Source organism: Streptomyces sp. NPDC058470, assembly GCF_042721055.1.
Classification (GTDB): Bacteria; Actinomycetota; Actinomycetes; order Streptomycetales; family Streptomycetaceae; genus Streptomyces.
On sequence record NZ_JBHXMF010000055.1, the window covers coordinates 48,981 to 60,726 of the forward strand.

Consider the following 11,746-nt stretch of genomic DNA (forward strand, 5'->3'; position numbering starts at 1 on the left):
GGTCCGGTGAGTCCTGAACGGAGTCCGGAGGAAGGCTCCGAGCCGAGTCCGCGGCGGCTGGTGTTCTGCGATGTGGACGACACCCTCATCCGGTGCACGAGCCCAGCCGATTTCCTCCGCTACTACCTGGAGGGCCGCCACGGCCCCGAAGGGGCGCGGCAGGCCGAGGAGTTCCTGGTGGACCTGTACGGGCGGGTGGCCCGGGGCCTTCCGCGCGAGGAGGCCAACCGGGAGTACCACCGGGCATGGCGCGGCCGGTCGGTCGTGGAGCTGGAGACCTGGGCACGCCGCTGGTACGCGGAACGCAGTAAGGCCGCGGACTTCTACATCGCGGCCACCGCCGCCGAACTGCGCCGCCACCGCGCCGAAGGCGCGGCAGTCGCCCTGGTCTCCGGGACGTTCCCGCCCCTGCTCGGTCCGGTCGCCGAAGAGGTCGGCGCACGGTTCGTGCTCTCTGCCCGGCTGGAGCGCTGCGGCCGGGTCCTGACCGGAGGACTCATCGGCCCACCGGCGATCGGCGAGGGCAAACGAACCCTGGCACGCGAACTCCTCGCCCGCCACCCGCACATCGACCCCGCGGACTGCCACGCCTACGGGGACCACCCGTCCGACCTCCCGATGCTCCGCACCGTCGGCCACCCCGTCATGGTCGCCCCCGACGGCACCCTCGCCCCGCCGGTCTGCTGAGACCCCCGGGGCGAGAACCCCGTACCGGCTCCGCGACGCGCGTGTTCCGTCGCGGAGCCCGAAACGGCGCGGTCTGCCCGGGAGGCTTCCGGCTGGCGGAGGCGGATATCGACATCCGTGGTGACCGCGGACAGGTGCTGTGCATCAACTACCGCAACGCGAAGCAGATCCTGGACACGGCGCTCGCCGTCGTCGCAGAGGACGCCTTCGAGGACATCGAGGCGCCCGTACGCCAGGGCACAGGGAAGTGGACTGACCCACCCGGCCGTGGAGGGAACTGCCGACCGGAATGAGTAACGCGCACGACCGCCACCGCTTCCTGCCGGACTGTTCACCGACGAACACGAGCTGCGGCGCCGCTGACCTGTGCATCGTCGGTCGGCAGGTCAGGCTTCGGGTGCCGCGAGGTGTCTCCGGGCTGCGGCCCATGCGTCTTTGAACTTCTCGAAGGTCAGCGGCTCCTCGACATGCCCTTCCCAATCGGTGACGGGCGACTCCGCAGTGAAGCCGTACCGGGCGTCGTCGTTCTCCGCCGAAGCGGCGACGACGGGACGCCGGGCCGGTCCTTCGAGTTCGACCTGTCGGCGCCCCCAGTCGTTGTCGCCGACCTCGAAGTAGAACCATGTGTCTTCTTCGTCCCAGTAGCTGCGGAACCATCGCCTCACCGGCTCATCCTGGCCCACCGCCACCGTCCGGCGACAGCTCGATGGTCAATCGAACCAGACGACGAGCCGTACGTTCTCCGGGCCGTGTAGGCGACCCAGTGTTCGCATCACTTCCCAAACCGGCCCCCATTGGGTGGCGTCTCCCGCGACCGCGCGACGGGTGTGCGCACCGGAGTTGTCGGTCTCGTCCCAGTCGGCAGCGGCCAGTTCGGCCCCGGTGATCCAGGTGGTGCCGTGGGAGTACTCCGGCCCGAGGTATGCGACGAAGGCAGTACGCACCCCGTCGGAGACGTCCTCCGGCAGCCCGCGATCTTCGGCCAGCGGCTGGAACCTGAAGGAGTTGCGCACTCCGAAGAGGCACGCGAGTGCGTCGTAGGCATTGCCGGTGTTGAGGAGGAACAGGTCGATCGCGGCCGTCCAGACGACGTCCTCGTCATCCTCGCCCCAGAGCCGGGCTCCTGGCCTGCACTCGATCATTCCGTTCAGGTCGGTGGACATGCCCGGATTCTGGCGGGCAGAGGTGGGCCCTGTCGTCCGGGTTTTACCACGGCCTCCCGAGCTGGTTGATCAACCTGCGACTGTCCTCGGTCAAGGTCCATGGGCCGAGGACAGTCGAAGCTGGCCTCAATCGGCCCTGGTGCGGGGCTAGCTTGCGAGTTGGGCTTGGAAGACGGCGTGGTTGAAGTACGCCTTGGCGTCCTGGATGAGGCCGTCCTCGCCGAGTTCGTAGATGTTGATGCCGGACCAGTTGACCGGCTTGCCGTCAAGGGCGACGGCGGCGCCTCGCCAGGAGACGGCGACCCGGTTGCCGACCGTGTGCGCCTCCAGGGGGGTGAGGCCGAGGAAGGGCTGGAAGTTGGGCAGTACGGAGGCGATGAAGTCGCGGATGGCGGTACGTCCGGTGAGGGGCGGTGTGCCGACCGGGTCGTGGAAGACGCCGTCCGCGGCGAATGCCTGGGCCCAGGCATCGGCATCGCCCTGCTGGGAGGCGCGGAAGAACTGGAGTACTGCCAGCGGCATGGCCGGGTATGTCATGAAGGATCCTTCGAACCGGAGGGTGGAGGGGGCGGAGTGATCCGAGGTGGCCGGAGGGGCCCGCGCCGGGGGCCGGTCGCCGCTCACCGGGCCGGCAGTTCGGGCTGTGCCGCAGCGCGGGCCTGCTGCCGACGGGCACCGGTGACGTAGAGGGTGAACGCGAGGAGAGCGAGTACTCCTATGAGTGCGCACACGCCCAGCCAGCTCAGCCGGGCATAGGCACGGATCCCGAGCCAGGACCCGGCGCTGCCGCCGAGGAACGAGCAGGTCATGTACGCGGTGTTCAGTCGGCTGCGGGCCTCGGGGTGCAGCGCGAAGATGCGGGCCTGGTTGGCGACTTGGCTGCACTGCACCGCGATGTCGAGCAGTAACAGCCCGGCCACCAGGGCCGCCAGTCCCGTCCAGGAGCCGGCCGCGCCTCCGGCCAGGACGGCCGCTGCGGTGAGGGTGGCAAGGATGCACCACAGGTTCACCCGGTCCGCGCCGTTGCGGTCCACCCACCGTCCGGCGGCCGGGGCGCAGAACATGCTGGCCGCCCCGATCAACGCCAACACGCCGACCACCTGCGTATTGAGGCCGTAGTGCGGGCCGGTGATCAGCAGGGCGAGCGCGGTCCAGGCGGCACTGAAACCGCCGAAGAGGGTGGCCTGGAAAAGTGCCGAGCGCCGCAGGTCCGGCTCGGTGCGCAGCATCCACAGGCAGGCCGCGAGCAGGGCGCTGTAGCGCTCTCGTACGGCCGGAGCGGTGTCCGGCAGGGCGGTGTGGAGCACGATCGCCAGCAGTACGGTGAGCGCGGCCGCGACCAAGTACGGGGCGCGCCAGCCCAGTTGCTCTCCGAGGGTGGAGCCGAAGGTGCGGGCCAGCAGGATCCCGCCGATCAGCCCGCCCTGCAGGGTCCCGATGACCGCGCCGCGCCGGTCGGCCGAAACCAGCCCCGCGGCCATGGGCAGCAGCAGCTGTGGCACCACGGTCGCCACTCCGACCACCGCGCCGGCCGCGAGCAGGGCGCCGGTGGCCGGGGCGAGAGCGGCGGCCAGGAGGGCAAGGGCGGTCGCGGCGAGCAGCGCGGTGATCAGGGGGCGGCGCGAGAGCCGGTCGCCGAGTGGGACCAGAAAGAAGATCCCGACCGCATACCCGAGCTGCGTCACGGTCGCCACGGCCGCGGCCGCATCCGCCGTGATGCCGAAGCCGTCGGCGATGAGCGGCGCCAGGGCCTGCGGAAAGTAGACGTTCGCCACGCTGACCCCGCAGGCCAGCGCCATGACCAACGGCAGCCGACGGGACAGGGCCGGTGCGGAGGGCGGTGGCGGATCAGGGCAGGGCATCATCACTCCAAACGAACGAACTAGATGGTTCGGATGCTGAGGAGAGAGTTGCAGACGGCTCTGCGATCGGTCAAACGAACTGGTTCGTTAACATCAGTGCATGGCGTACGACTCGAAGGCAACCAAAGAGCGGATCCTGGCGGCTGCGGCTGCGGAGTTCGCCCAGCACGGCATGGCCGGCGCCCGCGTGGACCGCATCGCCGCCGAGGCCAAGGCCAACAAGCGGGCCATCTACGAGTACTTCGGCGACAAGAACAAGCTCTTCGCCGCCGTCCTGGAACGCCTCATGGCCGACCTCGCCCAGGCCGTCCCGCCCGGCGACGAGGACCTGCCCGCCTATGCCGAGCGGCTCTTCGACTACCACCGTGCCCACCCCGAAGCCCTGCGCCTGCTCATGTGGGAGGCGCTCGAACTCGGCGACCAGCCCGTCCCCGGCGAAGAGGCCCGCACCCAGCACTACGTGGACAAGGTCCGCGCCACCCAGGCCGCCTCGGACGGCGAAGCCCGCGGCCGGCTGTTCTTCACCCTCGGCCTGGTCGGCTGGAGCCTGGCCATGCCCCAGCTCCGCCGCATGATCCTCGGCCCCGACCGCACCCTCGAACAACTGCGACCCGCCATCGCCGAAGCAGTCCGCAGCCTCCCCGGACACAGCGAAACCCCTCCACAGAACTGACGCCACGCAGCGCCCCCTCCGCGACTGCGGTCTCCTTGGAAGCCGCACCCCCAAGTTGGCTCTGCTCAGATATTCGAGCAGTGGGGCCCCGCAGCGATATCGAGTGTGTGCTGCAGCCGCAGCTCGCCACTGAGGGGAGGGGCCGTTCGTGTCCGTTCGGCGGGACAGAAGATGCTGCCCGTCATGACGTTGATCCGCGAGGCGCACTTGGCCGCAGCCAACGCCCTCCGTTCTGGTACCGGGACCAGCGGCAGGGTCTGGGGCAACCGCGCGACCTCTGAGGCGTGCCACTGCAGGATTCAGTGCAGCTAGCAGGGCCGCATGGAGGCGAACCGCGCTGGCGCCCCTGGCCTTTTCGACGCCCGTCCAGAGAAGCCCGTCGACAGGGACTCACCGCGCGGGATGAGCCTGTTTGCTGCGCAGGCCGCCGTCTCAGTCGAAGGCAAGCCCAGGGAAGGTATTGCGGATGTCCGTCAAAGGTTGGCGGTCGCGGGTGTAGTAGCGCTTGTTGGCCAGGAGTACGGCCCACCGCCGTTGGCCGGGTGAGATCGACATTCGGTTCCCGTGAAGCCGTAGTGGACCCAGACGTCTTTGGCGGGGGCGGTGCCGCGGGCGGGTGCCAGAACAGTCCGCGTACGGTTTCCAGGAATCCGGTCTGGATGGTCAGTGATTCTGCGGTCCACGCCGGGCCGAACCCGGCCCGTGGCGGAGCGGCCGTGGTGTCGAGCGTGTAGCGCAGGAAGGTGGCGAGTCGTCGAGGACTGTGAAGGCGCCGGCGATTCCGCATGCTCCGCCCAGGAGTCGGGCGGAGCAGTCGTGGGCAACGCCCTTGAGGTGCGTATCGATGTCCTGGTCAAGTTCGGTCGGCGCGCAGCGGGCGGCGACCTCAGCTGGCAGCGGCCCGAAGCGGGTTGAGTGCATGCCGAGCGACTGCCAAGTTCGTTCTTCGGAGAGGTGGTTGAGGCTTGCTCCTTCTGCCGGCTCGCCGCCTCAGCGGCCATGCCTCCCGCCCGGCCCCCGGTTGCGTGATCGTAAAAATAGGTGGGATCTGCAGGTGAGGGGATACCGCGTCCACGGGTCAACCTCAGGTGTCCCTGGTGTGGGCACCTTCGGACACTGATTGGCGAACGTACAGGTTCAGCAGCGCGATGGTTGCTGTGCGCTGACTGAGAGGCCGGACTGCCTGGGAGACCCCGGCCAAGACCTTCTCCCAGATTTCTCCCAAACGCTCTCCGGAGACGCAGGAAGGGCCTGACCCTCAGAGAGGATCAGGCCCTTGACTTGGTTTTTCAGCTGTCGGGATGGCGGGATTTGAAACCACGACCTCTTTGTCCCGAATGAGGGTCGGGCAAGACCGCTACCGGGCTGATTGACGTTTTCCCAGGTCAGTGGGTGGGTGTGGATCGGCCCGGCGTGGTGTCACAGGCGTTTGGGGAACGGATTGGCTCCCAGGAGAACCTCGCTGGACAGCGACGGCCCCACGCCGGTGTCACACCTTTTTGACGACGATCGTGTCCGGCACCAGCTTCTCCAGGTCGTCGACGTCCGAGGTGAAGACGGTGACCTGTCCCTTCTGCTGTCGCGCGATCACCGCGAGTACGGCGTCGATCGCGTACTTGTGGCCGTGCAGCTTGGCGTCGGCCAGGAGTCGGCGCGCCTGGCGGGCTTCGTCCTTCCCGATGTCGACCACCTGGAGCCGGGAGAGTACCCAGTCCCAGCGCTGTTCGGTTGTCCTCCCGTCGTATGCCTCGACGAGTGTCATCGGGGACGTCACCACCTCGGCTTCCCCTCGCGCCGCGAGGTCGAGCCAGGCGATCATCTTCCGATCACCGCGCACTGCCAGGGAGAGGGCTTCACAGTCCAGGACGAAGACACGGAGCGGCCGCTGTCCACGCTCACCGGCTCGCTTCTTCACGCAGCCTCTCCGGCGTTGCGCTTTCCGGCGCTTCGACGCCGCTCGTGTTCGGCGTCGAGTTCCTCCAGCTCGTCGAGGGCTGCCGCATGCTCGTCCTCAGTGACGGGGCCGTGTTCCTCCTGCAGCCAGCCGACCAGTTCCTGGAGCCGGTCCCGGTCACGTTTGAAGCGGAGCGCCTCGGCGACGTACGCAGACAGGCCCCGCTCTGCCGCCTCCGCGCGGATCTCGTCCAGGAGATCCTCGGGGATCGTCACCGTTACCTTTTTCGTCGCCATACAAGAGACCATACTCTTGGTGTCACGCTCCTTACCAGCGGGTCACGCGATCGACGCTCGGCCTACTCGGTCAGACGGCCCCGTCGGCACGGCGGGAACGATGCACGTCCACCCCGGGCTGACGCCGAAGTGCGACGGGGGAGGCCCAGGTCGCCGGGCGCCCACCAGCGCACATATGCGGCCTCCGTCCGACCGGGGCACCGCGCCGATCCTGCCGTCGTATCCGCAGAAGGCGCACCGGTACTCATAGGTCGTCGGAACCAGCTCCCGCGTCCCGCATCTGTGGATCCCGCTGCCTCCGCCCGGCCGGGAACTGTCCGGCCTCCGTCGGCTCCAGTTCCAGTCCGTCGGCTTCGCAGAGGTCGCTGTGGGGCGAAGGCGGGAAGTGCAGGTCGAGCAGGACCCGTGCTATCCGGCCGAGCAGCGACGGCTCGCGCCGAAGCATCTGCACACAGGCAGTGGAAGGTGATCCTCGACGATGGCGCCCTGCTGCTGGTCACGCTGGTGATGTTCTGGTCAGAGATCTGGCCGTACCTCATCGGAACACTCGACCGTCCTGACGGCAACCCGCTACGACGGCTACCTGGCACTGGACTCCGGCGCGGTGTCGCTCGCCAACTACCAGCCGATGCTCGTACCGAGCCTCCTCCAGACCGAGGACTACGCGCGGGCCGTCATCTCCCAGATTGCGTATGGAACTCACGCCCCCCAGGTGGAGTCCCGGTCAAGGTCCGCATGGAGCGGCAGAACAGCCGCCTGGGCGGCGAGCACCCCGCCAAGCTCTGGGCGATCCGCGACGAGGCGGTGCTGGGGCGCACGGTCGGCTCGGCGGACGTGATGCGCGACCAGCTGCAGGCGCTGACCGAAGCGAGTGAACTGCCCGACGTCACGGTGTAGTTGCTGCCCTTCTCGCTCGGCGCCCACCCCAGCCTGTACAGCCCGTTCGTCATCCTCACCTTCCCTGCACCCACCCCGACCCTGGTGTGGCTGGAGAACCCCAAGAACTCCGTGTACCTCGAGGCCGACGACGACGTCGACAACTACACGGAGATCTTCGACCAGTTGAGGGCCTGCGCCCTCGGCCCGTCGGAGACCCGCACCCGCATCGCACAGATCAGCAAGGAGCTCACCCCGTGAACAGCCTCCACCCCCTCCGCCCACGCTCAGCACGACCTCGACCTCTCGGGGGCCGGTCGTCGGTCGCCCGTCGGTGGAGGAAGCGTTGGGAGTCGTATTGGCGTGGGCGCCGAGGCCGACCAGCGTGTTCATCCCGATCGGCGCCAGCAGGCCCAGCAGTCGGCTCAGTGCCTCACCGAACTCGGCGGTGAACAACCCCTGTTCCCGGTCGGACATGAGGATTTCGAAGTTCGCGTCGCGGTGCACGACCGCTTCGTTCGTGACCTTGAGGATGCGCAGCAGCAGCGCGTACGACTCGGGAACCAGGCTGCTCTGGAGCTCGGACAGGTAGAGCGCGAACTGTTCGACGCTCTCCAAGTATCCGCGTTCGTTCATGCGGCCACGGTCGCGGAGTTCGGCGATCAGTGATGCCTGTTTGCCCAGAACAGCCCAATCTGTGCCCCTCCCCGTCGCTCAGGACACCAGCTGTACGGGTCGACGATCATCTTGCGGTGGTGGAATCGTCTCGGGACGCCCAGCTCAATGGCTACTGCTTGCAGGTCACAGCAGTCGCTTCGGGCTCCTTCACCGTGGTGCGAATCGTGCGATTGCAGTTGCTCGGCCAAAGTCGCCGTCCAGGGCCGGGGCAGTAGCGGAAGGGGCGCCGGAGGAGCCACCGTTGAGAGCGAGTGCGGCGTCTGGTGGTGTCAGGGCACATTCCACTGACCAGTGTTGCCGGAGAATCCGCTGTTCAACGCGAACTGTACTTTGGCGATCTTGGAGGCTGTCGGAACCTCGAAGGTGATGAACCCCAGCCCGGTGTCGCCTGGCGCGACAGTGACGCTTGCGGGGAACGAGGGGCCAGCGGTTGTGTCCTCGATCGTTGCGTCGAACTGCTGGCCCTGGGCGTCCACGACCTTCGCGCCGTTGCTTGGAGAGTCGTCGTAGACCGCGGTTCCGGTGTTCTTCAGCCGGAACTGGACCGCCACGAACCGCGTGCCTGCCTCCGGAGTGGAGAACTCGTTCTTTGAACCCGCCGGATCCACCACCTTCACCACGGTGACAGCCAGCTGCTCGCCGTCGCCGTTGCCGGTGAGGTCGAGAGTGTCTCCGACGGCGGCGGAGGATGCCGGTGACGGCGTGGGACTCTGCGTGGATATCGGTTGTTCCGTTGCAGGCGTCTCTTGTACCGGTGCGCTGCTCACCGGTGTAGTAGTGACCTTCTCGTCTGCGGAGCAGGCCACCGCGGTGGCAAGTAGCCCGGAGAGTACAAGGGTGAGCGCGCGGCGCATCGGACCTCCCCATGGGGCAACGCGCCCAGAAGCGCGCGGACAGTAGAGGCGAGATAAATGATCCCGCTGATCACCAGGATGCGCACTTCGAGAAGTGAGTGCTTGACGTCGACCTTCGAGGGCAAAACTCTTGGGCTCCGCCGGTGACGACGCTGGTAAACCCCCATCCCAACGCCCATCCGGACGCAACCGCCTTCCGCGACTCCGGTCATGCTGGCCACCGCGCTCACGCGGTTGGGGCCGGCAGTGCCCTCCCGGACTTGGGCGATCACGCGGCATCACGCCATGTTGCTGCGGGTCTGCATCCAGAAGAACGCCTCAGGGCGGCCGGGACCGAACGTGCGACGCGCTGTCGTTGGCCGTACGGGAGTCGGGCGCGGCTGCCCAGATCACCGCCGCCCGCGGGCAGGGCCTCGCGGGCGCGATGACGCTGCTGGAGAAGCAGACCCGGCAGACTGGGCTCGCGCTGTACGACGCGATGGCACTGGGCCCGGAGTACGTGACCCGGCTCGTGACGCGAGGTCTGTCCAGCGCGACGCCGTACCTCGTCGCGGCGATCGAGTACGGGCGTGACCTGGCGACTCCTACGACAATGCCTTAGCGGAGAACCTCTGGATGCTCATCAAAACCGAGTGCATCAGCAGCCGCACCTTCACCACCCGGCTGAAGCCAACCTTGCGCTCTTCGAGTACATCGACAGCTCCTACAACTCCCGGCGCATCCAGAAACGGCTTGGCTACCTCAGCCCGATCTAGTTCGAGGAGAAGCACTACGCCAACCAGGCAACGGCCGAACGAACGAACCTGAAACCCCGTCAACCCTCCCTGACCAACTGATCAGCACCTCCCGCACGCCGGGGGAACCTCGACCCGCAGCGGTGAACCGCCTGATGCGGCCCACGGCCGGGGCGACTTCAAGATGATCGTGAAGAAGACGGGGCTGAACCCGGAGTTGACCCCACGGGAGCTGCGTCACAGCTTCGTGTCTCAGCTCTCCGATCACGGCATCCCCCTGGGGACGATCGCCCTGTTGGTCGGTCACAGCAGCCGGGCCACCACGGAAGCGGTCTACCGCAAGCAACTCCAACCCGTGATCATGAAGGAGGCTGAGGCGATGGACGATATCTATGCCGAAGATCAAGAAGAGGGTGACGCGGTGGCCTGACTTACTGAGCTTGAACTCGGGTTGTCGTTGATGCTGACAGGGCTTGATCCTCGCGGTAGTCCGGTGTCATGAGGTACGCGCAGGGCGGAGGTCTGTCGGATGAGCGCCGGCAGTTCCGCGAGAGCATCCGGATGATGGCCGCCGAGCGGTTCGCCCGGGGCGGGCAGAGCTCGGCGATCGCGAAGGAGTTACGGGTCAGTGCCCGGTCGGTCCAGCGGTGGCGGCGGGTATGGGACAAGGGCGGTCCGCGGGCTCTGCGGTCGGCGGGCTCGGCCTCGCCACCGCGGTTGAGTGAGGCCCAGTTCGCCGTACTGGAAGCGGAGTTGGCCAAGGGCCCGGTCGCATACGGCTGGCCGGACCAGCGGTGGACACTGTCCCGCATCAAGACCGTGATCGGCCGCCGTTTCCACAAGAGCTACACCCTGCAGGGGGTCCGCAAGCTGCTCATCCGGCACGGCTTCTCCTGCCAGGTCCCGGCGAGACGGGCCGTCGAACGCGACGAGGACCAGGTCACCGGCTGGGTGAAGGAGACCTGGCCACAGGTGGAAGGACCGCGGCGGCGCTCGGCGCATGGATCGTCTTCGAGGACGAGTCCGGCTTCTCGATGACGCCGCCGGTTGCCCGCACCTGGGCCCGGCGCGGGCACACGCCCGTCATCCGGGTCCGCGGCCGCTCCCGCCGCCGCATCTCGATCGCCGCGCTGACCTGCTACAAGCCCGGCGAACGTTCCCGGCTGATCTATCGGCCCCGCCGCGACGACGGCCGGCGCGACGGCCGCAAGAGCTTCGCCTGGACCGACTACCGCGACCTGCTCATCACTGCCCACGCCCAGCTCGGCGGCCCGATCGTGCTGGTCTGGGACAACTTGAATGTCCATCTGGCCTACGGGATGCGGCAGTTCACCGCCAGACAAGAGTGGCTCACCGTCTACCAACTGCCGTCCTACGCACCGGACCTCAATCCGGTCGAGGGCATCTGGTCATTGCTGCGGCGCAGCTGGCTCTCCAACACAGCGTTCACGACCCCGGAACACCTGATCCAGACCATCCGGCACGGGATGAGAAAGATCCAATACCGCCCCCGTCTCATCGACGGATGCCTCGCCGGAACCGGACTATCCCTCACCCCAACGACAACCCCAGTTCAAGCTCAGTAATTCGTTTGGCCCCCTGTTTGGCTCCCCGGACATGAAAGAGGCCCACTCGCGATCATGCGAATGGGCCTCTGACCAGTGTCGGGGTGGCGGGATTTGAACCCACCACCTCTTCGTCCCGAATGAGGGTCGGGCAAAATCGACACCTGCCTTCCTAGCATTTCAGCAGGTCAAGGGGTCGGTGTCGGCGGGTTTGATGTGGTGTCGGGAGGGCTTGGAGAGCAGATCGGCTCCCAGATGGCTCCCAGCGGAACGCACCTCGTCAGCTACCTACAGGCTTCCGGCGGGCAGTTCGCTCACGACGTACTCGACCAGGGGAGGGACGTCGAGCTCTTGAGTGGTACTTGGCCAGGATTCGAATCTGGAATCGACGCATTACGAGACCATGGGGGTTACTGACCTTCAAAGCGTGGTGTCGTGAGGGCTGACAACTGGTGATCCCGGCG

The 11,746-nt window shown here is 67.4% G+C and carries 15 protein-coding genes and 4 pseudogenes; 10 read left to right on the top strand and 9 right to left on the bottom strand.

Annotated elements, in window-relative coordinates:
- Positions 1 to 687, top strand: a 687-nt coding sequence (locus tag ACFWP7_RS32725) for an HAD family hydrolase (RefSeq protein ID WP_384388912.1), incomplete at its 5' end; no start/stop codon positions are given.
- A gap of 41 nt (positions 688 to 728) precedes the next feature.
- Positions 729 to 980, top strand: a complete 252-nt coding sequence (locus ACFWP7_RS32730; RefSeq protein ID WP_384388915.1) for a hypothetical protein — start codon at positions 729 to 731, stop codon at positions 978 to 980.
- Positions 981 to 1,073: 93 nt separating this feature from the next.
- Here ACFWP7_RS32730 and ACFWP7_RS32735 read toward each other — a convergent pair whose 3' ends face one another.
- From ACFWP7_RS32735 to ACFWP7_RS32750, 4 genes are all read right to left on the bottom strand, one after another.
- Positions 1,074 to 1,352, bottom strand: a complete 279-nt coding sequence (locus tag ACFWP7_RS32735; RefSeq protein WP_384388918.1) for a hypothetical protein — start codon at positions 1,350 to 1,352, stop codon at positions 1,074 to 1,076.
- 45 nt (positions 1,353 to 1,397) lie between these two features.
- Positions 1,398 to 1,850 (bottom strand): hypothetical protein, encoded by a 453-nt coding sequence (locus tag ACFWP7_RS32740; RefSeq protein WP_384388921.1) that lies wholly within the window; start codon positions 1,848 to 1,850, stop codon positions 1,398 to 1,400.
- Positions 1,851 to 1,997: 147 nt separating this feature from the next.
- Positions 1,998 to 2,387, bottom strand: coding sequence for a nuclear transport factor 2 family protein (locus ACFWP7_RS32745; RefSeq protein WP_384388924.1), 390 nt, complete (start codon positions 2,385 to 2,387; stop codon positions 1,998 to 2,000).
- Positions 2,388 to 2,470: 83 nt separating this feature from the next.
- A complete protein-coding gene (locus ACFWP7_RS32750; protein WP_384388959.1) occupies positions 2,471 to 3,712 on the bottom strand; it encodes an MFS transporter in 1,242 nt (413 codons plus the stop codon).
- 100 nt (positions 3,713 to 3,812) lie between these two features.
- On the opposite strand from ACFWP7_RS32750, the gene ACFWP7_RS32755 reads away from it, so the two are divergent.
- Positions 3,813 to 4,385, top strand: a complete 573-nt coding sequence (locus tag ACFWP7_RS32755; RefSeq protein WP_384388927.1) for a TetR/AcrR family transcriptional regulator — start codon at positions 3,813 to 3,815, stop codon at positions 4,383 to 4,385.
- Positions 4,386 to 4,817: 432 nt separating this feature from the next.
- On the opposite strand, the pseudogene ACFWP7_RS32760 reads toward ACFWP7_RS32755, so the two are convergent.
- From ACFWP7_RS32760 to ACFWP7_RS32775, 4 genes and pseudogenes are all read right to left on the bottom strand, one after another.
- A pseudogene (locus tag ACFWP7_RS32760) lies at positions 4,818 to 5,339 on the bottom strand (serine hydrolase); the annotation flags it as partial.
- A 535-nt stretch (positions 5,340 to 5,874) separates the two neighbouring features.
- The gene (locus tag ACFWP7_RS32765; RefSeq protein ID WP_384388930.1) at positions 5,875 to 6,300 is read right to left on the bottom strand and encodes a PIN domain-containing protein; all 426 of its coding nucleotides are present in this window, start codon (positions 6,298 to 6,300) and stop codon (positions 5,875 to 5,877) included.
- Positions 6,297 to 6,575 (bottom strand): CopG family transcriptional regulator, encoded by a 279-nt coding sequence (locus ACFWP7_RS32770; RefSeq protein ID WP_384388933.1) that lies wholly within the window; start codon positions 6,573 to 6,575, stop codon positions 6,297 to 6,299. Before ACFWP7_RS32770 ends, ACFWP7_RS32765 begins: the two co-directional genes overlap by 4 nt.
- A gap of 152 nt (positions 6,576 to 6,727) precedes the next feature.
- A pseudogene (locus tag ACFWP7_RS32775) lies at positions 6,728 to 7,017 on the bottom strand (restriction endonuclease); the annotation flags it as partial.
- Positions 7,018 to 7,203: 186 nt separating this feature from the next.
- Between ACFWP7_RS32775 and ACFWP7_RS32780 the strand changes: the two are divergent.
- Together ACFWP7_RS32780 and ACFWP7_RS32785 are read left to right on the top strand one after the other, a co-directional pair.
- A pseudogene (locus ACFWP7_RS32780) lies at positions 7,204 to 7,712 on the top strand (DUF5753 domain-containing protein).
- Positions 7,713 to 7,814: 102 nt separating this feature from the next.
- Positions 7,815 to 8,120, top strand: coding sequence for a hypothetical protein (locus tag ACFWP7_RS32785; protein ID WP_384388935.1), 306 nt, complete (start codon positions 7,815 to 7,817; stop codon positions 8,118 to 8,120).
- A 278-nt stretch (positions 8,121 to 8,398) separates the two neighbouring features.
- Here the strand turns inward: ACFWP7_RS32785 and ACFWP7_RS32790 are convergent, their stop codons facing one another.
- Complete coding sequence (locus ACFWP7_RS32790) at positions 8,399 to 8,983, bottom strand: DUF4352 domain-containing protein (protein ID WP_384388938.1); 585 nt, start codon at positions 8,981 to 8,983, stop codon at positions 8,399 to 8,401.
- Between the two features lie 355 nt (positions 8,984 to 9,338).
- Between ACFWP7_RS32790 and ACFWP7_RS32795 the strand changes: the two genes are divergently transcribed.
- From ACFWP7_RS32795 to ACFWP7_RS32815, 5 genes and pseudogenes are all read left to right on the top strand, one after another.
- Positions 9,339 to 9,584, top strand: coding sequence for a hypothetical protein (locus tag ACFWP7_RS32795; protein ID WP_384388941.1), 246 nt, complete (start codon positions 9,339 to 9,341; stop codon positions 9,582 to 9,584).
- A gap of 31 nt (positions 9,585 to 9,615) precedes the next feature.
- Positions 9,616 to 9,738 carry an IS3 family transposase gene (locus tag ACFWP7_RS32800; RefSeq protein WP_384388943.1) on the top strand — a complete coding sequence of 41 codons (123 nt, stop codon included), beginning with the start codon at positions 9,616 to 9,618 and terminating at the stop codon, positions 9,736 to 9,738.
- A gap of 148 nt (positions 9,739 to 9,886) precedes the next feature.
- A pseudogene (locus ACFWP7_RS32805) lies at positions 9,887 to 10,147 on the top strand (tyrosine-type recombinase/integrase); the annotation flags it as partial.
- Positions 10,148 to 10,215: 68 nt separating this feature from the next.
- Positions 10,216 to 10,755, top strand: coding sequence for a winged helix-turn-helix domain-containing protein (locus ACFWP7_RS32810; RefSeq protein WP_384388946.1), 540 nt, complete (start codon positions 10,216 to 10,218; stop codon positions 10,753 to 10,755).
- A complete protein-coding gene (locus tag ACFWP7_RS32815) occupies positions 10,752 to 11,303 on the top strand; it encodes a transposase (RefSeq protein ID WP_384388949.1) in 552 nt (183 codons plus the stop codon). The genes ACFWP7_RS32810 and ACFWP7_RS32815 overlap by 4 nt, the downstream gene beginning before the upstream one ends.
- Positions 11,304 to 11,746 lie beyond the last annotated feature (443 nt).

Bases quoted from the DNA above. Each gene is read 5' to 3' on its own strand.
- ACFWP7_RS32740 (WP_384388921.1), bottom strand. From the start codon at position 1,850: ATGTCCACCGACCTGAACGGAATGATCGAGTGCAGGCCAGGAGCCCGG.
- ACFWP7_RS32745 (WP_384388924.1), bottom strand. From the start codon at position 2,387: ATGACATACCCGGCCATGCCGCTGGCAGTACTCCAGTTCTTCCGCGCC.
- ACFWP7_RS32750 (WP_384388959.1), bottom strand. From the start codon at position 3,712: ATGCCCTGCCCTGATCCGCCACCGCCCTCCGCACCGGCCCTGTCCCGT.
- ACFWP7_RS32755 (WP_384388927.1), top strand. From the start codon at position 3,813: ATGGCGTACGACTCGAAGGCAACCAAAGAGCGGATCCTGGCGGCTGCG.
- ACFWP7_RS32770 (WP_384388933.1), bottom strand. From the start codon at position 6,575: ATGGCGACGAAAAAGGTAACGGTGACGATCCCCGAGGATCTCCTGGAC.
- ACFWP7_RS32790 (WP_384388938.1), bottom strand. From the start codon at position 8,983: ATGCGCCGCGCGCTCACCCTTGTACTCTCCGGGCTACTTGCCACCGCG.
- ACFWP7_RS32810 (WP_384388946.1), top strand. From the start codon at position 10,216: ATGAGGTACGCGCAGGGCGGAGGTCTGTCGGATGAGCGCCGGCAGTTC.
- ACFWP7_RS32815 (WP_384388949.1), top strand. From the start codon at position 10,752: ATGACGCCGCCGGTTGCCCGCACCTGGGCCCGGCGCGGGCACACGCCC.